Raw genomic sequence first — 24,944 nt, 5'->3', positions numbered from 1 at the left:
TCGCGACCGGCGCCGGCTCGTCGTGCTCGACCTCGCCGACCGCGATCGGGCGGCGCTTGGTGACGATGATCGACGCCACGATCGCGAGCACCGCGACGAGCGCGATGGCCCGACCGGTCCAGGCGCCGCCGGCGAGCCAGAGACCCACGACGGCGGGAGCCACGAGCAGGGCCACGAGGTTCATGACCTTGATCAGCGGGTTGATCGACGGGCCGGCGGTGTCCTTGAACGGGTCGCCGACCGTGTCGCCGATGACCGTGGCCGCGTGGGCCTCGGAGCCCTTGCCGCCGTAGTGACCGTCCTCGACGAACTTCTTCGCGTTGTCCCAGGCCCCACCGGAGTTGGACAGGAACACCGCCATGAGGACACCGGTGGCGATGGTGCCGGCGAGGTACGAGCCCAGCGCGCCGATGCCGAGACCGAAGCCGACGGCGATCGGGGTGAGGACCGCCAGCAGACCCGGCGTGATGAGCTCACGGAGCGAGTCGCGCGTGACGATGTCGACGACCTTGCCGTACTCCGGCTTCTCGGTGCCCTCCATGATCCCGGGGTGCTCGCGGAACTGGCGGCGCACCTCGAAGATCACCGCGCCGGCAGCGCGGGACACCGCGTTGATGGCGAGGCCGGAGAACAGGAACACGACCGCCGCACCGATGATCAGGCCCACGAGGTTGCTCGGGTTGCTGATGTCGAGGATCGCGCGGTACTGGTTCTGGTCGACCGGGTCCGGGACGACGACGCCGACCTTGTTGATCGCCGCCAGCGTCGCGTTGACGACCGTGTCGCGGAACGCGCCGAACAGCGCGGTCGCCGCGAGCACGGCGGTCGCGATCGCGATGCCCTTGGTGATCGCCTTGGTGGTGTTGCCGACGGCGTCGAGCGAGGTGAGCACCTTGGCGCCCTCCTCGGTGACGTCGCCGGACATCTCCGCGATGCCCTGGGCGTTGTCCGACACCGGGCCGAAGGTGTCCATCGAGACGATGACGCCGACGGTGGTGAGCAGCCCGCAGCCGGCGAGCGCGATCGCGAACAGCGACAGCACGATCGAGCCGCCGCCGAGCAGGAACGCGCCGTACACCGCTGCGCCGATGAGCAGGGCGGAGTAGACGGCCGACTCGAGGCCGACCGAGATGCCGGCGAGGATCACCGTGGCCGGGCCGGTGAGCGAGGACGCCGAGACGTCGTCGACCGGCTTGCGGTTGGTCTCGGTGAAGTAGCCGGTGAGCAGCTGGATGAGGGCTGCGAGCACGATGCCGATGATCACGGCGCCGATGGCGAGCACGCGCGGGTTGAACGAGTCGACGTTCACGAGGCCGAGGTTCTCGACCACGACGCCCCTGAGCGTGACGACCTTGTCCGGAAGGATCAGGAACGTCGCGATCGACACCAGCACGATCGACACACCGGCCGAGATGAAGAAGCCTCGGTTGATCGCCGACATGCCCGAGCGGTCGCCGGGGCGCGGGGCCACGGCGAAGATGCCGATGATCGCGGTGAGGACGCCGATCGCCGGCACGACCAGCGGGTAGACGAGGCCGACGTCGCCGAAGGCCACCTTGCCGAGGATCAGCGCGGCGACGAGGGTGACGGCGTACGACTCGAAGAGGTCGGCCGCCATGCCGGCGCAGTCGCCGACGTTGTCGCCGACGTTGTCGGCGATCGTCGCGGCGTTGCGCGGGTCGTCCTCGGGGATGCCCTGCTCGACCTTGCCGACGAGGTCGGCGCCGACGTCCGCAGCCTTGGTGAAGATGCCGCCGCCGACACGCATGAACATCGCGAGCAGCGCGGCACCGAAGCCGAAGCCCTCGAGCACCGTCGGGGCGTCGCCCTTGTAGAGCAGTACGACGAGCGCGGCACCGAAGAGGCCGAGGCCCACGGTGAACATGCCCGCGACGCCACCGGTGCGGAACGCGATCTTCATCGCGGCCTGCTCGCCGGAGTCGTTGGCCGCCGCAGCGACGCGGACGTTGCCGCGGACCGCGAGCCACATGCCGACGTAGCCCGTGATGCCGGAGAACACCGCGCCGACGACGAAGAAGATCGAGCGACCGATCTTCGGGCCCGACCAGAACTCGTCGATGCCGGGCACCGGCAGGAAGAGGAGGGCGATGACGGCGATCACGGCGAAGACGGCCAGGGTGCGGAACTGACGGCTTAGGTAGGCCGCCGCGCCTTCCTGGACCGCGCCGGCGATCTCCTGCATCTTCGCGGTGCCCTCGCTCGCTGCGAGCACCTGACGGACGAGGACGAGAGCGACACCGAGAGCCACGAGCGCGACGAGCGCCACGACGACTACCAGGGTGTAGTTCCCGCCCGCGACGTCCACGCCGCTGACGGCGGCGATCGTCGACCCGGACATGCAGTCTCCTTGAACAGGGGAGGGGGTCCGCCGCCCGCCACAGAGCCGGGAGGGGCGCGCCGGACCCTCGGTGCGCCGGAGTCTACGCACGGCTGTGACCTGGGCCACGGGCCCCCCGGTGCGGGCTGCGTCACACCCGGCGGGCACCCGGCGGCTCCTCGCACCTGCAACCGCTGTCATGACCTGCACGGCCTCTCGTCGCCCCTGTGGGCGGCGTCGGGGAGGATCGGCCCGTGCCCCTCCCGCCCGCCGCCCCCGAGCAGCTGCTCGCGCGGCTCGCGGCGGGCCGCCCCGACCGGCTCCTGCACGTCGAGCACGTGCCGGCGCGCACCGGTACGGCCGTCGGCTGGCCTGACTGGGTGGCGCCCGAGCTGCGTGACGCCCTTGCTCATCGCGGCGTGAGCAACCCCTGGGCCCACCAGGCCGACGCCGCCGAGCACGCCCGGGCGGGCCGGCACGTCGTCGTCGCGACGGGCACGGCGTCCGGCAAGTCGCTGGCCTACCTGCTGCCAGCGCTCACCTCCGTGCTCGAGGGCACGCACGCGCCCAACGGCCGTGGCGCGACCGCGCTCTATCTCTCCCCCACCAAGGCCCTCGCGCACGACCAGTGGCGCTCGATCGCCGAGCTGGGCCTCGACCGGCTGCGGGTCTCGGCGTACGACGGCGACACACCCGACGAGGAGCGCGCATGGATCCGGCAGCACGCCGGCTACGTGCTGACCAACCCCGACCTGCTCCACCGATCGATGCTGCCGGGGCACGAGCGCTGGGCGTCGTTCCTGCGGCAGCTGCAGTACGTCGTGGTCGACGAGTGCCACGTCTACCGCGGCGTCTTCGGGTCGCACGTGGCCAACGTGCTGCGCCGGCTCCAGCGCGTGTGCGAGAGGTACGGCGCCTCGCCCACGTTCGTCCTCGCGTCGGCCACGGCCGGCGACCCCGCGGGCTCGACGTCGCGCCTCACCGGGCTGCCGGTGGTGGCGGTGGACGACGACGCCTCACCCCGCGGGTCGACGCAGTTCGCGCTGTGGGAGCCGCCGCTCACCGACCACGGCGGCGAGAACGACGCCCCCACCCGGCGTTCCGCGACGGCCGAGACGGCGATGCTGCTCACCGACCTCGTGGTCGAGGGTGTGCGCACGCTGGCCTTCGTCCGGTCGAGGCGCGGGGCCGAGGCCGTCGCGATGACGGCGCGCGACTCGCTGGCCGAGGTCGGGCCCGACCTCGCGACGCGTGTGGCGGCGTACCGCGCGGGCTACCTGCCGGAGGAGCGCCGCGAGCTCGAGGCCCAGCTGCGCGACGGCCGTCTGCTCGGCGTCGCGGCGACCAACGCGCTCGAGCTCGGCGTCGACGTCACCGGTCTCGACGCCGTGCTGCTCTGCGGATGGCCGGGCACGCGCGCATCGCTCTGGCAGCAGGCCGGGCGGGCCGGGCGCTCGGGCGACGACGCGCTCGCGATCCTGGTCGCGCGCGACGACCCGCTCGACACCTATCTCGTGCACCACCCGGGGTCGATCTTCGGGACGCCCGTCGAGGCGACAGTGTGCGACCCCACGAACCCGTACGTGCTCGGCCCCCACCTCTGCGCTGCCGCGGCCGAGCTGCCGCTGACCGAGGACGAGCTCGACCGATTCGGCCCGACCACGGCCGAGGTGCTGGCGGCGCTGGTCGAGCGCGGGCTGCTGCGGCGGCGTCCCGGCGGCTGGTTCTGGACCAGGCCCGAGCGGGCCAGCGACCTCGCCGACCTGCGCGGCATCGGCGGGGGCATGGTGCGCGTGGTCGAGGACGGCACCGGCCGCATGCTCGGCACGGTCGATCCCGGTGCCTCGCACACCACCGTGCACACCGGCGCGGTCTACGTGCACCAGGGCGCGACGTACCTCGTCGACCATCTCGACCTCGAGGACGCCGTCGCCGTCGCGCACCGCGAGGAGGTCGACTACACGACGTCGGCCCGCGACACGACCGACATCCGCATCGTCGGCGAGATCTCGCGCGAGGCCTGGGGCGACGCCGAGCTCGTGCACGGCCAGGTCGAGGTGACCAACCAGGTGGTGGCCTACCTGAAGCGCCGCTACCTCACCGGCACGGTGCTCGGCGAGGAGCCGCTCAGCCTGCCGCCGCGGCACCTGCGCACCCAGGCCGTGTGGTGGACCGTCACCGCCGAGCAGCTCGCCGCGGCCTCGTTGGCCGACGTCGACGTACCCGGTGCTGCCCATGCGGCCGAGCACGCGTCGATCGGGCTGCTGCCCCTGGTGGCCACGTGCGACCGCTGGGACATCGGCGGCGTCTCCACCGCGATGCACGCCGACACCGGTCGGATGACGGTGTTCGTGTACGACGGCCACCCGGGCGGGGCCGGCTTCGCCGAGCGCGGCTTCACCGCCGCGCGCACCTGGCTCACCGCGACCCGCGAGGCGATCGCGTCGTGCGAGTGCCCCGATGGATGCCCGTCGTGCGTGCAGTCGCCCAAGTGCGGCAACGGCAACGACCCGCTCGACAAGGCCGGCGCCGTCCGCCTGCTCGACGTCCTCCTCGCCGGCGCCCCCTGACCCGATTTGGTAGGGGAATCTCGCGCTATACGCCGACTTTCCACTACCAAATCGGGCGGATCGAGTTGGATCGACGGCATGACCGTGCCTCGGGACGACCTCGCCGGTGTCGTGCTGGCCGCGGGTGCGGGCACGCGGCTGCGGCCGCTGACGTACGAGCTGCCCAAGGCGATGTGCCCGGTCGGCAACCGCCCGCTCGTCGACTGGGCGATCGACCGCGTGACGCCGCACGTGTCGTCGGTGGCGGTCAACGCGCACGAGTCGGCGCCGGCGCTCGTCGAGCACCTGCGCGGCCGCGTGCACGTGTCGGTCGAGAGCGGCGAGCGCCTCGGTACGGCGGGTGCGCTCGGACGGCTGCGCCCATGGATCGACGGCCGGCACGTGCTGGTGCACAACGCCGACTCGTTCGTCGACGACGACCTCGCGCTGCTGGTCGAGGGCTGGACGGGCGCGCAGCCGCGCCTGCTCGTGCGGCGCGAGGACCATGCGAGCGACTTCGGCGACCTGAAGTTCCTCGGCGTCTCGCTGCTGCCGGCCCGTATCGCCGCCACGCTTCCCGACGAGCCGTGCGGCCTCTACTCCCTGGCCTGGAAGCCGGCGTACGACGCTGGCCTGCTCGAGCTGGTCGAGGCGCGGGGCACGTCGATCGACTGCGGCACCGCCGCCGACTACCTGCGCGCCAACCTGCACGTGTCGGGCGGCGCGAACGTCGTCGACCCCACCGCGGTGGTCGAGGGCACGATCACGCGCTGCGTCGTCTGGCCCGGCGCGCGGGTGGAGGCGGACGAGGTGCTCGTCGACGCGATCCGGTCGCCGCTCACCACCGTGAGCGGTGCGGCACCAGCCGCCTGACCGCGCGGCGAGCGAGAGGCCCCAGCCGACGAGCGAAGTCCGTGTCCGGCGGCGCGCAGCTCCGGCGGTCTCTACTCTCGGCACTGCCGCACGGGCGGTGGTCGGAGGGAGCACTGCATGTCGGTACGCACGTCCGCGGCTCCGGCCCGACGAGTCTCGGCGGAGGAGGCGGCGGCCGTCGTCCGCTCCGGCGACTGGGTCGACTACGGCGCGGTGCTCGCCCAGCCCGACGCCTTCGACCGGGCGCTGGCCGCCCGCAAGGACGAGCTCACCCAGGTGAAGATCCGGTCGTGCATCACCACGCGTCCGCGCGCGGTGCTCGAGGCCGACCCCGAGGGCGAGCACTTCTACTGGTTCAGCCTGCACATGAGCGGCTACGACCGCGCGAAGGCCGACGCCGGCCGCGCGTCGTACCTGCCTGTGAACCTCGGCGAGATCCCCGACTACTACCGCCGCTTCATCGACCCCGTCGACGTGCTCGTCATCAAGACCTGCCCGATCGACGCCGACGGCTACTTCAACCTGGGGCCGGCCAACCTCTGGCACCGCGCGGTCGCCGAGCGCGCGCGGCTCGTGATCGTGGAGGAGACGCCCGGCCTGCCCTACGCCTACGGCGAGGACAACGCGCTCCACCTCAGCGAGGTCGACCTCATCATCGCGGGCGACGACGGCCCGCCGCCGCTGCTCGCCAACCCCCCGGCGACCGAGGCCGACGCAGCAGTCGCACGGCTCATCGCGGCCGAGGTGCTCGACGGCTCGTGCCTGCAGATCGGCATCGGCGCGATGCCCAACGCGGTCTGCTCGCTGCTGCTCGACAGCGGCGTGACCGACCTCGGTGTGCACAGCGAGATGCTCACCGACGGGATCATCGACCTCTACCGCGCCGGCAAGATCACGGGTACGCGCAAGACCCTGCAGCCGGGGCGGATCGGCTACAGCTTCGCGCTCGGCGGTCAGGCGCTGTACGACGCGATCGACCGCAACCGCGACCTCGTGTGCCTCCCGGTCGAGCGCACCAACCTGCCGCACGTCGTCGCGCAGAACGACCGCGTGGTCTCGATCAACAGCACGACCGCCGTCGACCTCACGGGCCAGGCGGCCTCGGAGTCCGACGGCCACCGCCAGATCAGCGGCACCGGCGGCCAGCTGCAGTTCGTCCGCGGCGCGTACGCCTCGCACGAGGGCACGTCGTTCATGTGCCTGACCTCGACGTACGAACGCAAGGGCGAGCGCAAGAGCCGCATCGTGCTCGACCACAAGCCCGGCACCGTGATCACGACGCCGCGCACCGACGTGATGTGCGTGGTGACGGAGTTCGGCCTCGTGAACCTCAAGGGGAAGTCGGTGCCCGAGCGGGCGCGTGCGCTCATCTCCATCGCGCACCCCGACTTCCGTGCGGACCTCGAGCGCCAGGCCTACGAGAACCGCCTCATCCCCCGCGGCCTGACGCTCTAGCGGAGACCTGCGCGCGCACCGGCCTGCGCCCCCGGCACGTCCGCGAGCAATGCCATCGCGCGTCGCCACGGACCGCTCCACACCACCTGCGCGACCACGCGCACCTCGCCGGACGACACCTCGCACGACGTCAGGCGCGCGCCGTTCGCGGCGGCCACGGAGGCCGCGATCGGGCAGGCCGAGGGCGACCCCGCCGCGGCGGCGGGCGCGGCCGCGAGGGCCGCGAGATCCGCGGCGGCCGAGGCGCGGGATCGCGCCGCGAGCACGTCGACGACGAGGGCGATCACGAGCAGTGCTACGGCGAGGAGGGCGACGAGCGAGACCGCCCACACCGACGCCGCGCCGGAGTCGCCGCGACATCGGCCGCCGCGCATCACGGCGCCGCCTCGGACACGACCGGCTCGACCGCCGCCGTGCTGACCGCGGCGAGCCGGAACGGGCCGAGCCGGGCGAGCAGGCCGGGTGGCGTGACGAGCCGGACCACCTCGACCTCGACACGGTCGCCCGATCTACGGAGGACCACCTCGGCACCGGGTGCGAGGCGACGCGCCTCGACGGCCACGGCCACCGGGGATTCGCCACGGGCGGCGGCCCTGGCTGCCGACCGGGACGCCTCGCCGACGGCCAGCTGAGCACCGAGCAGACCGAGCCCGAACAGCAGCATCCCGACGACGCCGGCGAGGGCGAGCAGCGAGACCGCGGCCTCGACCGTCACCGCACCGGTGTCGGCCGGGGCGCGCCCCGGGAGCCGTGCGGCCCCCGGGGCGCGGAGCGACCGGCTCATCTCAGCCGATGCCGAACAGCTGGAGCACGAGCGTGATGATCCAGGCGAGGATCTTCTTGAGGATCTCGAGGAACCAGTCGCTGGTGAGCAGCTTGATGAGGATGCCGCCGAGGCCGGCGGCAGCCACCGAGACGACGGCGTACTCGGCGGTGGCGGCTCCCTCGTCGCCCCGGAGGCGACGCAGGCGGGCCGCGCGGGCCGACAGGGACGGACGGACGACAGCGGCGTGTCGATGGGTCATGGGATCTCCTCGCGGTGGTGGCCGGCGACCGTCGCCGGCGACCGCACGCTGTCCGGGGGCGCGACGCTGCCGCTGGCGCCGAGGGCCGCCGCTGTGGAGAAGCAGGTGCTGCACCCGGCTGTGGACGAGACCCGGGCATCCGGCACCGGGCACGCCGCAGGGCCGCCGACCGGAGCGGTCGACGGCCCTGCACGGCGGAGGCGGTCGGTCAGAGCAGGGTGCCCACCCAGGACGCGACGACGGGCACGACGCCGAGCAGCACGAACGCCGGCAGGAACGCGACGCCGAGCGGAGCGGTCAGGCGGACGGCTGCGGTGCGGGTGCGCGCCTCCACCTCGGAGCGGTGGGTCGCGCGCAGGTCGTCGGCCACCCGCGGCAGCAGGGTTGCGAGCGGGGCGCCGGTGGCCGCCGACCGCGCGGCTGCGCGGGCGAGGCCGGCGAGCTCGGGCAGCTCGCCGACGGTGTGCCACACATCGACGGGGTCGGCCCCGAGCCGCAGGGCAGCGGTCGCTGTGGACAGGACGTCGCCGGCGGCCCCGGGGACGGCGCGAGACGCGGCGGCGACGGCGGCCTCCACGGAGGCTCCCGAGGCGAGGCAGGCGGCCAGGAGGTCGACCACGAGCGGCGCCTGCCGCGCGAGCTCGAGCCGCCGCGACCGGTCCGCCGAGGTCTGCAGCCGGGGTACCACCACCCACGTCGCGACACCGAGCGCGATCCCGAGCGCGGCCCCGCCCGCACCGCCGATGAGCATCGCGGCCCCGAGCGCGACCACGACCGCAGCGCTCCGGGCGCCGGGTCGGGGAAGCGACGGCCGGGCCCTCGCTGTGCGCGTGGTCGACCGCCCGGACGGAACGATCGCCGGCGTCGCGGCGGCGACCAGCGCGAGAGCGACGGCGAGCAGCACCGGGATCAGCGGCGTCACAGGTCGGCCTCGAGAGCGGTGACGATCCGCCACGACCACAGCACGCCGACGAGCTCCAGCGCGACGCCGGCGGCGAGCACCGCGAGGCCGGGCCCGGTGCGCAGCAGCCACGCGAACGGATCCGCGCCGAGGCCGGCACCGAGACCGAGGCCGACCACGGGCAGCGCAGCCAGCACGACCGCTGTGGCGCGGGGCTCGGCGAGCCCCGCGCGCAGGTCGCGGCGCACGCGCTCGGACTCGCGCCCCGCGTCGGCGAGCGCCGCGAGCGACGCCGAGAGCCCCGCACCCGAGCCGTGCGCCACCTCCCAGCAGGCGGCGACGGCGCGCATGAGGTCGGACGCCCCGTCGGGCGACCGCAGCGCGGCTGCCACGTCGCCACCGCCGCCGGCCGCCGCCACGGCCCGGGCGATCGCGGGCGAGGGCATCGACTCCGATCCCGCGGCGACGACGGCCGACGCCGGGTCGCGGCCCGCGCGGGTCTCCGCCGCGAGCGCCTCCACCCACTCGAGCTCGGCCCGCCGACGCTCGGCCGCCCGGGCCGGGCGAGGCACCGACGGGGCCCACGACCGACGCCGGTGCCGAGCAGGGGGTCGGCCCGGCAGCAGCACGAGCACCAGTGCAGCCGCGACGAGGGCGGCCGTCACCATGGCGGTCACGGGAGCACCGGCGCGTGGCTGCCGAGGCGGTCGACGAGCCGCGCGTACCCCGGGCCCGGTTCGAGACCGCCCGTGCCGGAGCGCCGGAGCGCGTCGTCGAGCACCGTGACCTCGCCGACGCGGCGCGCGACCGAGACCGAGGCCCAGCGGCGTACTCCGTCACGGCCGCGCTGCAGATGGACGACGACGTCGAGGCCCGCCGCCATCTGCGCGTGCGCTGCGACGCGGTCGAGCCCACCGGTCAGCGCCAGCGCCTCGAGCCTCGCGGGCACGTCGGCGGCGCTGTTGGCGTGCACGGTGGTCAGCCCGCCCTCGTGCCCGGTGTTGAACGCGGCGAGCATGTCGACCACCTCGGCACCGCGCACCTCGCCGACCACGACGCGGTCGGGCCGCATGCGCAGGCTCTGGCGCACGAGGTCCCTTAGGGTGATCGCACCCGCGCCCTCGATGTTGGGCGGCCGCGACTCGAGCCGCACGACGTGCGGATGGTCGGGCACGAGCTCGGCGGAATCCTCGACCACGACGATGCGGTCCCGGGCGTCGCACGAGGCCAGGAGCATGGAGACCCACGTGGTCTTGCCCGTGCCGGTGCCGCCGCTCACGACGATCGCCAGCCGCGCGCGCACCACGGCGCGCAGCCACGGGCCCAGCTCTGCCGGCATCGACCCGGCGGCCACGAGCTCGTCGAGGCTGAAGCTGCGGCGGCGCGGCACGCGCAGCGACAGGCAGGTGCCACCGACCGACACCGGTGCCAGCACCGCGTGCAGCCGGGTGCCGTCCGGGAGCCGTCCGTCGACGTAGGGCACGGCGTCGTCGAGCCGGCGGCCGCAGCTCGCGGCGAGGCGCTGCGCCAGCCGGCGTACGGCGGCCTCGTCGCGGAACCGCACCGGCACCCGCTCGACGCCCGAGCCCCGGTCGACCCACACCTCGTCCGGCGCGGTGACGAGGACGTCGGTCACGTCGGGCGTGCGCAGCAGCGGCTCGAGCGGTCCGGCGCCGGAGAGCTCGGCCTGCACGCGCTCGGCCTCGGCGAGCAGGCTGTCGCCGCCGAGGAGCACGCCGTCCTCCCGCAGTGCCCGCGCCACCTCGGCGCCGGTGGGGGCGACACCGGCGGCCAGCAGCCGGGTCCGCACGCGGTCGAGGACGTCGGAGTCCGGGCTCATGCCGCGGCCCGCTCGCCGAGGACCGCTGCCAGCAGCTGGTCGCACACCTTCGCCAGCCGCCCGCCCGCGCCAGGCGGATCGCCGCGGTCGAGCGACGCGAGCAGGCGCGGGTCGTGCCCGAGGTCGGCGGCCGACGGGAGGTCGAGCCAGTCGGCGAGGGCCGGACCATCCAGGCCCCCGCCCGGGACCTGCCGGGCCACCAGCCGCAGCGGCGCCTCGCCGCGTAGCCGGGACACCGTGCGCGCCGCCGACGTCGCACCGCGCACGTCACCGGTCGCGACGAGGAGGACGACGTCGCAGGCCGCCGCGGCCCGCTCGGAAGCAGAGGCCCGGGCGAGGTCGAGCACGACCAGGTCGAAGGCGTGCCGGGCGCTCGTCACCACGGGGTCGAGCGCGGCGAGCGGCAGCGCCTGCCCGTCGCCGCGGTCCACCGCGAGCACGTGCACGCCGTGCGCCTGCGGAAGGGCGGCCCGCAGGCTCGCGGGGTCCAGGGCCGAGGTCACGTCGGCCAGGTCGCGCCACCGGGCGCCGGTCGCGTCCTCGGCCCCGAGCAGGAGGTCGGCGCCCGGGCCGTCGGGGTCGGCGTCGAGCAGCAGCGGCGCGAGCCGTGCCCGGACCGCGGCGAGGCACAGGGCCGCCGCCAGCACGCTCGCGCCCGCGCCGCCGCTCCCGCCGACGACGCCCACGACGAGGCCGCCACCCTCGGCGTGCGCGCTCGTCGCCAGGCGTTCGAGCAGCTGCCCCTCGCCCGCCGGCAGCGGCACCACGGCCTCGGCGCCGAGCGCCAGCACCTCGGGCCACGGCAGCTCGGCGTCGCCGGAGGTCACGACAGTCACCCGGGGCCGTCGCCGCACCCCGGCGGCGAGGCATGCGCGGATGGCGTCGCCGCCCACGATCACGTCGTCGGCGCGCGCCCAGGACGCCCGCGCGCCCCGCGGGTCGGCGACCACCTCGAGGTCGCGTCCGGTCACGGCCACCACGCGGCGGACGAGGTCGGTCAGCACGGGGTCGTCGGTCACCAGCAGGGTCGTCGCAGCCATGGCCCGACCGTCCCGACGACCACCCCCGGAGACCGGTTCCGCCTGGCGTCGCCTGTGGACGACGCGCCGCGCGTGACGGGCTGTGGACGACGAAGCGGCGTCCAGAGGCGCACCGCGGTCGGCCAGCGCGCCTACCATCGACCCATGTCCCGCAGCGCTGCGTTCTTCGACCTCGACAAGACGATCCTCGCCAAGTCGAGCTCGCTGGCGTTCGCGCGCCCGTTCTACAAGGGTGGCCTGCTCGGGCGGGCCGACGTCCTCAAGAGCGCGTACGCGCAGTTCTCCTACGTCGCGTCCGGCGCCGACCACGACCAGCTCGAGTACATGCGCAAGTACATGTCCGACCTCGTGAGCGGCTGGGACGTCGAGACGGTCAAGCAGATCGTGTCCGAGACCCTCGACGAGATCGTCGACCCGATGGTCTACGAGGAGGCGGTCGACCTCATCGCGCAGCACAAGGAGGCAGGGCGCGACGTCATCATCATCAGCTCGTCCGGCACCGAGGTGGTCGAGCCGATCGGCGAGCGCCTCGGCGTCGACCGCGCGATCGGCACGCAGGTCGCGATCGAGGACGGCAAGTACACCGGCGAGATCGTGTTCTACGCGTACGGCGAGGGCAAGGCCGAGGCCATGCGCGCGCTCGCCGAGGAGAACGGCTACGACCTGGCCGACTGCTACGCCTACACCGACTCGATGACCGACCTGCCGATGCTCGAGATCGTCGGGCACCCGGTGTGCGTGAACCCCGACGCCCCGCTGCGCAAGATCGCGGTCGACCGCGAGTGGCCGATCGTCGACTTCGCCCGGCCCGTCGCGATGAAGACCATGCGCGAGCGGCTCTCCCAGCTCAACACCGAGAAGAACCGCCGCACCGCGCTGCGGGTGGGCGCCGCCACCGTGGCGCTCGGCATCGCCTGGTACGCCAGCCGCCGTCGCGGCTCGGCGGCGTAGCGAGCAGCGGCCATGACCACGTCCCCTCCCCCCGGCGGGTGGGGACGCGCGCGCGGCGGCAGGTCCGAGGACGGCACGCGGTACGGCGACAGCCTCGACGGCCGGCTCGATCTCGACCACCTCGACGAGACGACGACCCTCGACATCGTCGGCGACGACGAACGGCCGCTGCTGTCGGAGCGGATCCGCGAGCACCTCGAGTCGACCGGCGCGCTGCCCTGGGTCCGCGGCCACCGCGCGCTCACCGGCACGGCCGTGGTCGCGCTCGCGGTGGCGCTCATCGCGAGCGGCATCTGGTGGAGCGGGCGCCCGACGCCGATGGCCGATCCCCGGGTAGCGGTCACGACCGGCGGCAACGAGCCCGCCCGTCTCATCGTCGACGCCGCCACCGGCCAGGTCACCGCCATCACCCAGCTCGTGCTGCTGAGCTCCGACGAGCCGGCCGGCACCACCGTCGAGACCATCGGCGTCGTGGGCCCGGGTCTCAGCCGTCCGCAGTCGCGCGTGATCAGCGCGCTGCCGGGCGACACCGTGACGGGCGCGATGACCTCGCAGGTGGAGTGCTCGACACCGGAGGCGACGGCAGCGGTGGCGTCGGCCCGCGCCCGCGACTACCGCGTGCAGATCCGGCGCACGTCCGCGCTCGGCGAGGTGCGGGAGGACTCCGTGCCGCTCGCGGGCGGCGAGGAGTGGCTCAACGACGTCCGCGCCGCGTGCGTGCAGATCGCCGCGGAGCGCGACCTCACGGTCGAGGCCGTCGACGTCGCGGCGGTGCCGGGCGCCATCGCCACCGACGTCCGGCTGCACGTCCGCAACACCTCGGGCCAGGACTGGCGGGCCCTGCACGTCTCGACCACCGCCGGCCCCACGATCGTCTCCAACGGTCCCGACGTCGACATCCCCGCGGGCACCGACGCCTGGGTGCCCGTCCGGCTGTGGCCCGAGGACTGCACCGACCCGGTCGCACCGCTGTCGGCCGGCGTTCCGCTCCGGGCCACGATCGGCGACGGGCCAGAGGGCGATCGCCTCGCCCCCACCTTCACCCTCCCGCTCGACACCGCCGCCCTCGACGCCGTGGCCGCCGCGCTCCGCTCCACCTGCACCGCGACCCCGCCGACCGCGACGCTGGTGCGGGCACGAGTGGCGGGCGGCACCACGGAGGAGTCAGCCGGCACCCTCACGATGTACGTCGACGTCGCGGCACCCCAGTCGTTCCTCGTCGAGGTGCAGGCGCTGCCCGCCGGGCCGGGCGGACTCGTCACGGCCTTCGAGAGCCCGGTGATCGTGAGCAATGGCGTCGCCCGCCTGCACCTGCGCTGGGACCTTCCGCAGTGCTTCGACCTGCTCGCTGCCGGCCCACCGAAGCTCCCCGTACGCCTCGTGAGCGACGACGTACGTCGTCCCTACGTCCTGCGCCTGCGGGGCGATTCCCTGCGGGTGAACGTCGACCGGCTGTGCGGTCAGACGGTCGCGAGCGTCGTCCGGTAGCGGCGTCTCAGGTGCGCACGTGCGGATCCGCGCCTACCGTCGCCCCGTGGTGTGCCTGCGATGACCGACGACGGTCGGCTCGAGATCGACGAGCACGGCCGCGTCGTCGACGCGGCCGGCGGACCCGTCGCGGGCACAGTGCTCGACCTCGCCGACCCCGAGGCCGCGGAGGAGCTGCGCCCCAACCCGGTCCAGCGCTGGGTCGACACCCGGGCAGCGCCGTTCGTCGCCCGCCACCGCGCCGGTGTGCGCGTGACGTCGGTGGTGGCCGTCGTCGCGCTCGCGGCGACGGCGTGGTGGACCTCGCGCCCGCCGTACGTGCCGCCGACGTTCGACCTGGCCCTGGCCAACGCCGTGCTCGAGGGCAACTCGATCGGCGGCCCGGAGATCTCCCCGGACGGGCAGCTGTCGGTGGCGTTCGTGGCCCGCGGCCGCACCCCCGGGGAGACCGTGAGCATCACCGGCCTGCGCGGGCCCGCGCTGCGCGACGTCGCAGCCACCGGTGCGCCCGTCACCAGCGAGGTCGAGGAGCGCGTGGGCATCACGGCGCGGGTCGACTGCACCGACCCGTCGCTGCTCACCGCCGGCGCATCGTCGTACGCGCTCGAGGCCGCCGGGTCCCAGGTCGGAGGCGATCCCGAGGCCGGGACGGTGCCGCTCGCCACGGAGGGAACGCGGCCGGTCACCTCGCTCGACAAGGCGATCACCGACTGGTGCCTCGCCTCTCTCGCCCCGGCCGCCGTCACGATCGGCTCGGTGCGCGCGACCGCGGTGCCCGGCACGCCCCTGGCCGACCTCAGCGTCGAGGTCGCCAACACCTCGCCGCAGACGCTCACCCTGCGCACCGCGCGCCACCCCGGCGCCGGTGTGGAGGTCGACCTCTCGCCCGCCGTCGTGGTGCGGCCCGGGGAGTTCGGCCTGCTCGCCACCCGCGTGCTCGTGCACGACTGCACCGAGCAGCCCGCCCTCACGCCCCTCGGCGCACTGCCGAACGCGTCGGGGCCGGACGGCGCCGGCGGGCTCACGCTCGAGGTCGGCCTCGGCGGCCGGGCGCGGGTCGCGTCGTACCCCGTGGCCGGCGCGGAGTCTCTGGCTCGGACTCTGGCGACCGCCTGCACCGGAGCCACCGGCGTGACGGCGGGGATCGACGACGTCGGCCCGCCGACCTTCGGCGCCGGCGGCTCCTGGGAGATGCCGGCACTCGTGTCGGCCCGCTCCGACGGCATCGGGATCACGTTCGGGCGCGAGCACTTCACGGGCGGCGAGTCGGGCGTCGACTCGGTGCTCACGAGCGAGTCGTCGACGGTCGGCGGGCCCGGCCCCGCGACGGGCGACCGGTGGGCGTTCGGGCCGGCCCGCATCGACGGCGGCGCCGGACGCATGCTCGTGCCGGTCCGCGGCGGGTCGTGCGCCGGCGTGCAGACGGCGTCGCCGCAGTGGATGGCGGTCCGGGTGCTCATGCCCGACCGCTCCGTGCACCCCTACGAGGTTCCCGTCGACGACCTCGCGCTGCTGCAGTCCGTCGCGCGCGCCTGCGGCCTCGACCTCGACGTGGTCGCGGCCGAGGCCCGTGGATGGCGCGCGTCGTGAGCCCGCGCCGGGCGCGACCGTAGGGTCTGGCCATGGGGGTCGGCACCGGCGGTGACGGACGCCTCGATCTCGACGAGCTGGGCTCGGTGATCGGGGCGGCGAGCAGCGCCGACTCCGCCGAGACCCTCGAGGACGGCGTCGGCCGGCCGTCCCTGTCCGAGCGGCTCGAGGACGCGGGCGTGCTGCCGTGGATGCGCCGCCACCGCGGCGTCGTCGTCGCGGCCTCGGTGCTGGCCGTGGGCGGCCTCGTCGTCGTCGCGGTTCGCCAGGCGAACGAGCCCCCACCCTTCGACCCCCGCGTGGTAGCTGCGGTGGAGTCGGTGCCCGTCCCCGAGCGGATCACCGAGACGCCGGGCGGGTCGTGGATCGCCGACTCCGACCTCGTCCTGGCCCGCGCCGTGGTCAGCGGAGTGCCCACCGGTGACACGGTCGCGGTGAGCGGCATCGTCGGGCCCGGGCTGGGCGCGTCTCGCGGTACGGCGATCCGCGCCACCTCGGACGATGCGGAACCGGCTGACGTCCTGTGGTCGGCCGCGGCGACGATCGACTGCGCGAGCCCCCGCTCGCTGTCCGCCGAGCCGGAGGACTTCGAGCTCGCGCTGACGCGCACCGACCGCTGGGGTCGCACCGCACGCTCGACCGTCCCCCTCCCCGACGCAGCCGCAGGCTGGGCCGCCCAGGTGCGGCGCACCTGCTGGGAGTCATCCGTCCGGCGCGGGATTGCCATCGACGACCTGGCCGCGCGGCCCGACCTCGCACGCGGGACGGTCACGATCGGGCTGGTCCTGTCCAACGACGCACCCCTCGACCTGGTGGCCGGATCCGAGCCGGTGGAGCAGGACGACCGCGGCGTGCGCGTCGGCCAGTCGTTCCGTGTCGGGCTCGCCGCCGGGCTCGGCGCGCAGACCGAGGTGCTGATGTCGGTCACGAGCTGCGCCCAGGTCGCGCCGCCCGTGGTCGGAGTGCCCGTCACCCTCGAGCCCAGCTCGTATGCCGTTCGGGCGCCCGGGATCCCGCTGTACGTCGCCTCACCCGACCGGCAGTTCACGACCCGGGTGCCGCTGGTACTGGACGCCGAGCAGACGGCCACCGTGCAGGGGGCGCTCGACGCCGTGTGCGCAGGGGCACCGGACGTCGACCTACGACCGGTCGGCGCGCCCGTCGTGCAGGCGCTCGGCGGCCCGTCCGACGAGCGGCAGATGCGGATCGCGCTCGACGTACGGCTGTCGTCCGGCTCGGTCACCGCGGTCGAGGTGCGCGGCGATGCCGGTCTGCCGACGGTCTTCTCCGGGCGCACGGTGCCGTCCGGCCCCGGGCCGGTCGAGGTCGTGTGGCGCTACGCGTGCGCGAGCACGCCGGCTCCCCCGGCCGTGTCGGTGACGGCGACCGACGGCACGCGCACCTGGCCGTGGCGCGGCGTGCTCGACGACGACGCGGTCGCGCGTGCGGTCCTGCGCGGCTGCTCGGCGCAGACCTCCGAGGCGCTTGCCGGGGCGGGCTGGCCGCGACAGCTGCTGGTGCGCGGATGACCGGCCCCGGAGACGGGCGTCTCGACCTCGACGACCTCGGCTCGGTCATCGAGGGCGCGAGCAGCGTCGACCGCCCGTCCGACGTCGTCGGCGACGACGCCGGCAGCGCGTGGAAGGAACGGCTCGACGACGCCGGCATCACCCCGTGGCTGCGACGCCATCGGGTCGTCGTGGGCATCGCGACCGTCGCGGTCGTCGCCCTCGGCGTCGGGACGACGGCCTGGCTCGGCGCGCAGCCGCCTCCGAGGCGCGACGCGACCGTCGACCTCGCGGCCGCGACCGTCGACGAGGCCAACGGGCCGTACCTCAGCGTGCTGGAGCCCGACCTCGCGGTGGCGGCGTACCTCGCGACCACCGACGACCCGACGGTGTCCGTGCGGGTGGACGCGCTGGAGGGCCCGGGGATCCGCGCGAGCTCCGTGGGAGCCCCTCAGGGCGGCGGGAACCCGGACGCCGCCGTGGTGCGCGCGGTGATCGGCTGCACCGACGACGCGATCCGGGCGACCACCCGCGACTTCCACCTGCGGGTCACCACCACCGACGCCTGGGGGCGCGAGCGTTCCGGAATGGCCGACCTCCCGTCCACCGACTTCGGCTGGGCCGAGTACGTCCGCCAGACCTGCTGGCAGCAGGCCGTGGCCGGCAGCGTCCGCCTGGGCGACGTACGCACGAGGATCGACGTCGGCGCTGCGGCCGTCGCGCTGCAGATGGACGTCGTCAGCACCATGCCCTTCGACGCCCTCCTCCGGATCGACGGCGCGGAGCTCGACCGGCTCCGCATCCCCTGGACCGGAGACCTGAGCGGCCTCGTCGCCGGCGGCACCAAGGCGGTCGACGCCCGCCTCGAGGTCACCGACTGCGCGCCGGGCACGCCGGACGTGCCGCGCACCTGGGTGCCCGACAGCCTGGGTGCCGGCACGGCGTACTCCGAGACCGACGGGATCGCCGTGGTGGTCGCGACCGCAGACCAGCTGGCCGGCGCTCAGGTGCCGCTGCGTTTCACCCAGGCCCAGTCGGCGGTCATCCGACGCGCCCTCGCCGCGATCTGCGCCGACACCCCTGCGGTGACGCTGTCCGACCTGCGGGTCGTCCGCAGAGTCGCCGACCCGGCCTTCGGGACGACCTCGCTCACCATGACGGCCGGCGTGACGGTCACCGACGACCGGACCATGAAGGTCGGCGTCAGCCAGGACCCGTCCTTCGGCACGCCCGCCCCGGGGCAGATCCCCTGGGCCACCCTCCCCCCGGGCGGTGGCACGGCGACGGTCACGTGGACCTTCGAGTGCACCGTCAACCCTGCCCCGCCGTCCGTTGTGATCCGCTTCGTCGACGGCCTCCGGCCCACGCCGCTCACCGTGCCGCTCGACCAGGAGACGGTCGCGCCCTGGGTCAGCGACGCCTGCCCGCTGCTCACCCCCGACACCCTCGTCGAGCTCGGCTGGTCCCTCCCCTGACCTTCGCACCAGGGCACGTCTGCACCGATCTGCCGCCGCTCCGCCTCGTGCCCTGGAGGTCGAAATGCGCTGCATACGAAGCGATCCGACCCCCAATGGCGCCCGACTCGTGACGTCCTCGCCGGGTCGCTCAGCCCGCAGCGCGATCGATCGGCAAGGCGTCGCGTCAGCGCTCCCTCTTCTGCGGTCCGGGAACGACGACGGTGCCGCATCCGGTGCTGCGGTACGCCGGAGCGGAGTGGTTGAAGGATCCGACGATGAGAAGCGTGCTGCCGAGGTCGCCGGCGACGCTCCGCTCGCTCTTGGACGTCACGCCCGGGGACCGACCCACGATCACGCCGGACGTCATCTCGGTGTCGCAGTACGGGCAGTCCAGGTGGCCGACTATGTCGGTGGAGCGCCGGGAAGCACAGCACGTGGCCGATGCTGGCACGAGCGGTGGCGAACGCCGGTCCGCTCACGGACGAGCCGGAACGAACGACGCTTCGTCACCCCTTGACCAACGATCTGCGCGAGTGCACGTTGGAACCATCCCTCCGCCGTGGCCGCAATGAGGTGACATGGACCGAGACGACGCCGCGTACAAGGGCCAGCGTGAGTACACCCGGCCCTTCCTCACGATCTACGACTCGCTGGTCCTCGGCTTCTTCGCGCCAGTGGTGTGGCGCATCCCGCCCGCGCGTCTGGTGGAGGAGTACCGGCGACACCTCGGCGACAGGCATCTCGACGTAGGCCCTGGCACCGGCTACTTCCTGGACCGAGCCGGGATCCACGACCACCAAGCCGTCACCCTCCTCGACCCGAACCGGAACGTCCTCGAGTTTGCGTCCCGGAGGCTCCAGGGACACGACGTCACCCTGATAGAGGCGGATGTCTGCAAGCCGCTTCCCGTCCACGGGCCGTTCGACTCTGCTGCGCTCAGCGGCGTGCTCCATTGCCTGCCGGGGCCTCTCCCGCGCAAGGCTGTCGCCATCGCCAACGTGGCAGCGGTCCTCGCCCCCACCGGCGTCCTCTTCGGTGCAACGATCCTCGGGGACTCCGGGCACAGCACGCGCCTTTCGCGCACCGTCCTCAGGACGAACAACCGGCGAGGCACCTTCGACAACCTTGGTGACACGCTGGAGGGCCTCCGCGAGATCCTCGAGGCATCGTTCGAGGACGTGGAACTGGAGGCGGTCGGTTCGATGGCCATCTTCGCCGCCACAGGTCCGCGGGTGAACCAGCCCACCGACGGCACTCTCTGACGTGCTCGAGCTGACGTGCTCGAGCGGGGGCCGAGATCGCGTGGGCACTGCTGAGTCTGGCATCCGAACCCGGAGAGTGACGGGTCGCCCGATCATCGGACGAACTCCGGGATCGGCGGAAAGTCAAGAGGCACAGGGTCTTCCACCGGGCCTGACACGGGAGTACACCAGAGCCACGGGAGCCGGCCGACGGGGCCGACCAGCGGATCGAAAGGCGACCGAGACACGACCAGAGCACGGCACCACCCGGGATACCCACGCTGCGGACAACCCACGTAACGGGCGTCACGGCCGGGAGAGCGGCTCACCGCACCCGACCCGACGGACACTTCAGCGCACTGATCGCCCGAGCGCCGTGCGGCGACGACGCCTCTCGCTAGCAGGGGCGTCGTTCGCTGTCCGGGTCAGACCAGGTCGGCCAGGATCCGCCGGGTCTCGGCGGCGCCGACGCGCACCGTCTCGGCGTGGAGCACGATCCACCGTGCCACTCCCTCGGGCGTGCCGGACGCGTAGGCGCGCAGCGCCTCGGCGTACGCCGGACGGCCGGCGGCGAAGAGGCCCGCCTCGGGGACGGTCAGGCCGTCCGGGTCGATGCCGCGGGCGGCGAGCACCAGGCGGGTGGTCGCGCGGGCGACAAGCCCTGAACCCCAGGGGAACGGCCGCAGCACGGCGATCTCGCCGTGCGCGATCGCAGCCACGACGAGCGCGGGGGCCTCGGTCGGCGAGGTGAGCACCGTGGCGAGCTGGGTGGTGCGGCGCGAGGCCTCGGCGTACGACGGGAGCCCGCCGAGGCGCATCGGGTCGTCCGCGTCGTCGCTCGTGCGGAGCCGGCCACGGAGGTCGTCGTCGACGAAGCCCGCGGAGGCGACGGCGTGCAGCCGCGACAGCGCCTGCAGGGGCGCGCGGCCGAACGTGTCGACGAGCAGCGGCGTCTCGACCTGGACAGCGAGAGCCGCGCCGACGACGCGGCCCATGGGCGAGCCGTCGAGCGCGTCGCCGGACACGAGGGCGTCGGGGCGCACCTCCGCGCCGTCGATGGCCGCCGATGCCCAGCCGCCGCGCATCCGGGAGGCGGCCACCACCTCGCCGGCCCGCGCACGTACGCCGCGGTCCCACAGCACCTCGTCGACCGCGGACCGGGCGGAGGCCACGGCGTCGGCGACCCCGGGGAGGTCGAGCAGCGGGGCGAGGACGTCGGTCGGCACCCCGCCACGCTACGTGCCACCCGCCCTCCCCCACCCGCGAGGGCTTCGAGTTACTGCCCGAATGGTCGTTGAAGCCTGGTGCTCAACGACCATTCGGGCAGTAACTCGCGGGGTTCGGGGGGCTGGAAGGGGCGGCTGGGAGGGCGGGCGGCGCTACGGTCGGCGCGTGCCCCCGGTCGTGGTCGCGGTCGTCGTGGCGGTGGTGCTGGTCGCCGTCGCCGTGGCTGCGCTGCGCGTGCTGCGCCGCGGCGACCTCGGCAGCGAGGCCGACAAGGCGACGTACGCCACGCTCAACCGCGCGTCGCAGGCCGCCCCGGCGCTGCGGGAGGGCCTCACCGAGGACGCCGCCGAGAGCGCGGCCCGGCACCTGCACGCACTGCTCGGGTCCGAGGGCTTCGCGATCACCGACACCGACCGCGTGCTCGCGACCGACGGCGCGGTGGCCGAGGGCCTCGGGATGGACGCCGTGGCCACGGTGCTCGCGAGCGGCAGGGCTGCGGTCACTCGCGACGTCGGGGCTCTCGGGCACGTCGCGGTGGTGGCACCTCTGGTGGTCGAGGATCGCGTCGTCGGAGCCTTGGTGGCTGTGACCGACGACGCCACGGCCAACCTCGTGCGCGCGACGACGGAGGTGGCGCGCTGGGTGTCGTCGCAGCTCGAGCTGGCGGAGCTCGACGCGTCGCGCGCCCGGCTCGCGGAGGCGGAGGTGCGCGCGCTGCGGGCGCAGATCTCGCCACACTTCATCTACAACGCGCTCACCGCGATCGCGTCGTACGTGCGGACTGACCCAGAGCACGCGCGCGAGCTCCTGCTCGAGTTCGCCGACTTCACGCGGTACTCGTTCCGCCGGCACGGCGACTTCACCACGCTGGCGGAGGAGCTGCGCTCGATCGACCGCTACCTCACGCTCGAGCGCGCCCGCTTCGGCGACCGGCTGCAGGTCACTGTGCGGGTCGCGCCCGAGGTGCTCCCGGTGGCTGTGCCGTACCTCTGCCTGCAGCCGATCGTGGAGAACGCCGTCCGGCACGGGCTCGAGGGCAAGGCGGGGCCCGGGCACATCACGATCCTCGCCGAGGACGCCGGCAGCGAGTGCCTCATCACGGTGGAGGACGACGGCATCGGCGCCGACCCCGAGCAGATCCGGCTCGCGATGACGGGCGAGGGCGACAGCGACTCCATCGGCGTCGGCAACGTCGACGAGCGGATGCGGACCGTCTTCGGTGACGAGTACGGCCTCGTGGTCGAGACTGGGCCCGGTCTCGGGACGAAGGTCTCGATGCGGGTCCCGAAGTTCACCCCAGGAGTCCACGCATGAGCGACGACGCCGCACCGCCGGCCGGTCTGCGCGTGCTCGCCGTCGACGACGAGGCGCCGGCCCGCGCCGAGCTCGCGTACCTCCTCGGACGCGACGAGCGCGTGAGCGAGGTGCAGACGGCGGGCGATGGCGCCGAGGCGCTGCGCATGCTCGAGGACACGCCGTACGACGCGCTCTTCGTCGACATCCGCATGCCCGGGCTCGACGGGCTCGACCTCGCGCGCGTGCTGCGGCGCTTCGCCTCGCCGCCCGCGGTCGTGTTCGTGTCGGCGTACGACCAGCACGCGCTCGAGGCGTTCGACCTGCGCGCGGTCGACTACCTCATGAAGCCGGTGCGCGACGAGCGCCTGGCCGAGGCGGTAGGCCGAGTGCTCGAGGCACGGGGACGCGTCGCCCCTCCCGCGGCGGCAGGCGCGGAGGCCGACGACGACGAGACCATCGCGGTCGAGCTCGGCGGCGTCACCCGCTTCGTGAAGCGGTCCGACGTGCGGTACGTCGAGGCGCACGGCGACTACGCGCGGCTCGTGACCGAGGACGGCCGGCACCTCGTGCGGGTGTCGCTCGCGCTGCTCGAGGAGCAGTGGGCGTCGGCCGGCTTCGTGCGCATCCACCGCCGCTGGCTGGTGCCGCTGGACGCGATCGACGAGGTGCGCACCGACGGCGGCCGCGTGAGCGTGCGCGTGGGCGACGCGGTGCTGCAGGTGTCCCGCCGGCACACGCGCGAGCTGCGCGACCGGCTCGTCCGCAGCGCACGCCCGGGACGCTGACGTGGAGGACCGACCTGCCAAGCGCGTGACGGTCACGCATCCACGGACGGCCGCGGCGCGGGGCAGCGCACGACGCGGCGTGCGCGGCGACGTGCGCGAGCAGACGCCGCTGGGCGTCACGATGATCACGTCGCTGCGACGCGCGCAGCTCCGGCTCGCGGTCCTGGTGGGTGCCGGGCTCGTCGTGGTCCTCGGCGGGATCCCCGTGCTGTTCCTGGCCTTCCCGGCTCTGCGCGACCTCCGCCTCGGCGGCCTGTCGCTGGGCTGGATCGTGCTGGGGCTGCTGGTGTTCCCGGGGATCTGCGGTGCAGCGTGGTGGTACGTGCGGGCGGCGGAGCGCACCGAGTCCGAGTTCGTCGACCTCGTCGAGAGGTCCTGACGCCGTGACGTCGTGGTGGCCGGTCGTCGCGATCGTCGTCGTCGTCGTCGCGACGGTGGGAATCGGCCTCTTCGGCGTCCGCGTGTCGCGGACGACCTCGGACTTCCTCGTCGCGTCGCGCTCGGTGAGCCCGCTGCTCAACGCATCGGCGATCGGCGGCGAGTACCTCTCAGCGGCGTCCTTCCTCGGCATCGCCGGGCTCGTGCTGACGTACGGCGTCGACATGCTGTGGTTCCCCGTCGGCTACACCGTCGGCTATCTCGTGCTGCTGATCCTCGTCGCAGCACCCCTGCGCCGCTCGGGCGCGTACACGCTGCCGGACTTCGCCGAGATGCGCACGCGCTCGCAGAAGGTGCGGCTCACGTCGTCCGCCCTCGTCGTCCTCATCGGCTGGCTCTACCTGCTGCCCCAGCTGCAGGGGGCGGGGATCACGCTGCAGGCGCTCACCGGCGCGCCGCAGTGGGCAGGCTCGCTCGTGGTCGCCGTGGTCGTCGGCATCACGGTCGCCACCGGCGGGATGCGCTCGATCACGGTCGTGCAGGCGTTCCAGTACTGGCTCAAGCTCGTCGCGATCGCGCTCCCGGCCGTCCTCATCGTCGCCGCCTGGTACGGCGACGGCGCGCCCGTCTTCACCGACGGCGGCTGGGGCGAGCCGCTGTCCGGGTACGGCGGCCGGGAGTACCCGCTCTACTCGACGTACTCGATCCTGCTCGCGACCTTCCTCGGCACGATGGGCCTGCCGCACGTGCTCGTGCGCTTCTACACGAACCCCGACGGCCGGGCCGCTCGTCGCACGACGCTCGCGGTGCTCGGTCTGCTGAGCATGTTCTACGTGTTCCCGCCGGTGCTCGGGGCGCTCGGCCGCGTGTACGCCCCCGAGCTCGCGGGCACCGACCAGGCCGACACGATCGTGCTGCGGCTGCCGGCTCTCGTCTTCGAGGGATGGCCCGGTCAGGCGCTGTCCGCGCTCGTCGCCGCCGGTGCGTTCGCGGCGTTCCTCT

Annotated in this window: 23 protein-coding genes; 13 read left to right on the top strand and 10 right to left on the bottom strand. The window is 74.2% G+C overall.

Going from position 1 to position 24,944, the window contains the following annotated elements:
* A partial coding sequence (locus ACFQGU_RS16645; RefSeq protein WP_386768821.1) for a sodium-translocating pyrophosphatase occupies positions 1-2,359 on the bottom strand: 2,359 nt, incomplete at its 3' end.
* A 233-nt stretch (positions 2,360-2,592) separates the two neighbouring features.
* Between ACFQGU_RS16645 and ACFQGU_RS16640 the strand changes: the two genes are divergently transcribed.
* The 3 genes from ACFQGU_RS16640 to ACFQGU_RS16630 all read left to right on the top strand — a co-directional run bounded on the left by ACFQGU_RS16640 (position 2,593) and on the right by ACFQGU_RS16630 (position 7,215).
* Positions 2,593-4,908 carry a DEAD/DEAH box helicase gene (locus ACFQGU_RS16640; protein WP_386768820.1) on the top strand — a complete coding sequence of 772 codons (2,316 nt, stop codon included), beginning with the start codon at positions 2,593-2,595 and terminating at the stop codon, positions 4,906-4,908.
* Positions 4,909-4,986: 78 nt separating this feature from the next.
* On the top strand, positions 4,987-5,760 hold the full coding sequence (locus ACFQGU_RS16635) for a nucleotidyltransferase family protein (protein WP_386768819.1): 774 nt from the start codon (positions 4,987-4,989) through the stop codon (positions 5,758-5,760).
* Between the two features lie 117 nt (positions 5,761-5,877).
* A complete protein-coding gene (locus ACFQGU_RS16630; RefSeq protein ID WP_386768818.1) occupies positions 5,878-7,215 on the top strand; it encodes an acetyl-CoA hydrolase/transferase family protein in 1,338 nt (445 codons plus the stop codon).
* Here ACFQGU_RS16630 and ACFQGU_RS16625 read toward each other — a convergent pair.
* The 7 genes from ACFQGU_RS16625 to ssd form a co-directional block, all read right to left on the bottom strand.
* On the bottom strand, positions 7,212-7,589 hold the full coding sequence (locus tag ACFQGU_RS16625; protein ID WP_386768823.1) for an Rv3654c family TadE-like protein: 378 nt from the start codon (positions 7,587-7,589) through the stop codon (positions 7,212-7,214). The two genes, ACFQGU_RS16630 and ACFQGU_RS16625, sit on opposite strands and share 4 nt — an antisense overlap.
* Positions 7,589-7,999, bottom strand: coding sequence for a TadE family type IV pilus minor pilin (locus ACFQGU_RS16620; RefSeq protein ID WP_386768817.1), 411 nt, complete (start codon positions 7,997-7,999; stop codon positions 7,589-7,591). Before ACFQGU_RS16620 ends, ACFQGU_RS16625 begins: the two co-directional genes overlap by 1 nt.
* A 1-nt stretch (position 8,000) precedes the next feature.
* Entirely contained in the window at positions 8,001-8,240 is a 240-nt protein-coding gene (locus ACFQGU_RS16615; protein ID WP_386768816.1) for a DUF4244 domain-containing protein, read from the bottom strand.
* 208 nt (positions 8,241-8,448) lie between these two features.
* Entirely contained in the window at positions 8,449-9,162 is a 714-nt protein-coding gene (locus tag ACFQGU_RS16610; protein WP_386768815.1) for a type II secretion system F family protein, read from the bottom strand.
* On the bottom strand, positions 9,159-9,809 hold the full coding sequence (locus ACFQGU_RS16605; RefSeq protein ID WP_386768822.1) for a type II secretion system F family protein: 651 nt from the start codon (positions 9,807-9,809) through the stop codon (positions 9,159-9,161). Before ACFQGU_RS16605 ends, ACFQGU_RS16610 begins: the two co-directional genes overlap by 4 nt.
* A 5-nt stretch (positions 9,810-9,814) precedes the next feature.
* Complete coding sequence (locus ACFQGU_RS16600; RefSeq protein ID WP_386768814.1) at positions 9,815-10,981, bottom strand: TadA family conjugal transfer-associated ATPase; 1,167 nt, start codon at positions 10,979-10,981, stop codon at positions 9,815-9,817.
* Positions 10,978-12,021 carry a septum site-determining protein Ssd gene (gene ssd / locus ACFQGU_RS16595; protein WP_386768813.1) on the bottom strand — a complete coding sequence of 348 codons (1,044 nt, stop codon included), beginning with the start codon at positions 12,019-12,021 and terminating at the stop codon, positions 10,978-10,980. Before ssd ends, ACFQGU_RS16600 begins: the two co-directional genes overlap by 4 nt.
* Before the next feature lie 144 nt (positions 12,022-12,165).
* Between ssd and ACFQGU_RS16590 the strand changes: the two genes are divergently transcribed.
* The 5 genes from ACFQGU_RS16590 to ACFQGU_RS16570 are packed head-to-tail and all read left to right on the top strand — an operon-like array spanning position 12,166 to position 19,033.
* Positions 12,166-12,972, top strand: a complete 807-nt coding sequence (locus tag ACFQGU_RS16590; RefSeq protein ID WP_386768812.1) for an HAD family hydrolase — start codon at positions 12,166-12,168, stop codon at positions 12,970-12,972.
* Between the two features lie 12 nt (positions 12,973-12,984).
* Positions 12,985-14,460 (top strand): hypothetical protein, encoded by a 1,476-nt coding sequence (locus ACFQGU_RS16585; RefSeq protein ID WP_386768811.1) that lies wholly within the window; start codon positions 12,985-12,987, stop codon positions 14,458-14,460.
* A 60-nt stretch (positions 14,461-14,520) separates the two neighbouring features.
* A complete protein-coding gene (locus tag ACFQGU_RS16580) occupies positions 14,521-16,050 on the top strand; it encodes a hypothetical protein (protein WP_386768810.1) in 1,530 nt (509 codons plus the stop codon).
* Positions 16,051-16,082: 32 nt separating this feature from the next.
* On the top strand, positions 16,083-17,579 hold the full coding sequence (locus ACFQGU_RS16575; protein WP_386768809.1) for a hypothetical protein: 1,497 nt from the start codon (positions 16,083-16,085) through the stop codon (positions 17,577-17,579).
* Positions 17,576-19,033 (top strand): hypothetical protein, encoded by a 1,458-nt coding sequence (locus tag ACFQGU_RS16570; RefSeq protein ID WP_386768808.1) that lies wholly within the window; start codon positions 17,576-17,578, stop codon positions 19,031-19,033. The genes ACFQGU_RS16575 and ACFQGU_RS16570 overlap by 4 nt, the downstream gene beginning before the upstream one ends.
* A 166-nt stretch (positions 19,034-19,199) precedes the next feature.
* Here ACFQGU_RS16570 and ACFQGU_RS16565 read toward each other — a convergent pair whose 3' ends face one another.
* Positions 19,200-19,346, bottom strand: coding sequence for a hypothetical protein (locus tag ACFQGU_RS16565; protein WP_386768807.1), 147 nt, complete (start codon positions 19,344-19,346; stop codon positions 19,200-19,202).
* 247 nt (positions 19,347-19,593) lie between these two features.
* Here ACFQGU_RS16565 and ACFQGU_RS16560 point away from each other — a divergent pair, with 247 nt between their 5' ends.
* Positions 19,594-20,277 (top strand): class I SAM-dependent methyltransferase, encoded by a 684-nt coding sequence (locus ACFQGU_RS16560; protein ID WP_386768806.1) that lies wholly within the window; start codon positions 19,594-19,596, stop codon positions 20,275-20,277.
* Between the two features lie 404 nt (positions 20,278-20,681).
* On the opposite strand, the gene ACFQGU_RS16555 is transcribed toward ACFQGU_RS16560, so the two are convergent.
* On the bottom strand, positions 20,682-21,482 hold the full coding sequence (locus ACFQGU_RS16555; RefSeq protein WP_386768805.1) for an oxidoreductase: 801 nt from the start codon (positions 21,480-21,482) through the stop codon (positions 20,682-20,684).
* Positions 21,483-21,648: 166 nt separating this feature from the next.
* On the opposite strand from ACFQGU_RS16555, the gene ACFQGU_RS16550 reads away from it, so the two are divergent.
* The 4 genes from ACFQGU_RS16550 to ACFQGU_RS16535 all read left to right on the top strand — a co-directional run.
* Positions 21,649-22,797 (top strand): sensor histidine kinase, encoded by a 1,149-nt coding sequence (locus ACFQGU_RS16550; RefSeq protein ID WP_386768804.1) that lies wholly within the window; start codon positions 21,649-21,651, stop codon positions 22,795-22,797.
* Positions 22,794-23,564, top strand: a complete 771-nt coding sequence (locus ACFQGU_RS16545) for a LytR/AlgR family response regulator transcription factor (RefSeq protein ID WP_386768803.1) — start codon at positions 22,794-22,796, stop codon at positions 23,562-23,564. Before ACFQGU_RS16550 ends, ACFQGU_RS16545 begins: the two co-directional genes overlap by 4 nt.
* A gap of 1 nt (position 23,565) precedes the next feature.
* A complete protein-coding gene (locus ACFQGU_RS16540) occupies positions 23,566-23,943 on the top strand; it encodes a hypothetical protein (RefSeq protein ID WP_386768802.1) in 378 nt (125 codons plus the stop codon).
* Positions 23,944-23,947: 4 nt separating this feature from the next.
* The coding region (locus tag ACFQGU_RS16535) for a sodium/solute symporter (protein WP_386768801.1) at positions 23,948-24,944 on the top strand (997 nt) is incomplete at its 3' end.

Source organism: Longivirga aurantiaca (assembly GCF_042660085.1).
Lineage (GTDB): Bacteria > Actinomycetota > Actinomycetes > S36-B12 > CAIYMF01 > Longivirga > Longivirga aurantiaca.
This window is presented reverse-complemented; position numbering and strand designations above follow the sequence as displayed.

Bases quoted from the DNA above. Each gene is read 5' to 3' on its own strand.
- ACFQGU_RS16575 (WP_386768809.1), top strand. From the start codon at position 16,083: ATGGGGGTCGGCACCGGCGGTGACGGACGCCTCGATCTCGACGAGCTG.
- ACFQGU_RS16605 (WP_386768822.1), bottom strand. From the start codon at position 9,809: ATGGTGACGGCCGCCCTCGTCGCGGCTGCACTGGTGCTCGTGCTGCTG.
- ACFQGU_RS16620 (WP_386768817.1), bottom strand. From the start codon at position 7,999: ATGAGCCGGTCGCTCCGCGCCCCGGGGGCCGCACGGCTCCCGGGGCGC.
- ACFQGU_RS16585 (WP_386768811.1), top strand. From the start codon at position 12,985: ATGACCACGTCCCCTCCCCCCGGCGGGTGGGGACGCGCGCGCGGCGGC.
- ssd (WP_386768813.1), bottom strand. From the start codon at position 12,021: ATGGCTGCGACGACCCTGCTGGTGACCGACGACCCCGTGCTGACCGAC.
- ACFQGU_RS16580 (WP_386768810.1), top strand. From the start codon at position 14,521: ATGACCGACGACGGTCGGCTCGAGATCGACGAGCACGGCCGCGTCGTC.
- ACFQGU_RS16590 (WP_386768812.1), top strand. From the start codon at position 12,166: ATGTCCCGCAGCGCTGCGTTCTTCGACCTCGACAAGACGATCCTCGCC.
- ACFQGU_RS16560 (WP_386768806.1), top strand. From the start codon at position 19,594: ATGGACCGAGACGACGCCGCGTACAAGGGCCAGCGTGAGTACACCCGG.
- ACFQGU_RS16600 (WP_386768814.1), bottom strand. From the start codon at position 10,981: ATGAGCCCGGACTCCGACGTCCTCGACCGCGTGCGGACCCGGCTGCTG.
- ACFQGU_RS16545 (WP_386768803.1), top strand. From the start codon at position 22,794: ATGAGCGACGACGCCGCACCGCCGGCCGGTCTGCGCGTGCTCGCCGTC.
- ACFQGU_RS16635 (WP_386768819.1), top strand. From the start codon at position 4,987: ATGACCGTGCCTCGGGACGACCTCGCCGGTGTCGTGCTGGCCGCGGGT.
- ACFQGU_RS16625 (WP_386768823.1), bottom strand. From the start codon at position 7,589: ATGCGCGGCGGCCGATGTCGCGGCGACTCCGGCGCGGCGTCGGTGTGG.
- ACFQGU_RS16615 (WP_386768816.1), bottom strand. From the start codon at position 8,240: ATGACCCATCGACACGCCGCTGTCGTCCGTCCGTCCCTGTCGGCCCGC.
- ACFQGU_RS16570 (WP_386768808.1), top strand. From the start codon at position 17,576: ATGACCGGCCCCGGAGACGGGCGTCTCGACCTCGACGACCTCGGCTCG.
- ACFQGU_RS16630 (WP_386768818.1), top strand. From the start codon at position 5,878: ATGTCGGTACGCACGTCCGCGGCTCCGGCCCGACGAGTCTCGGCGGAG.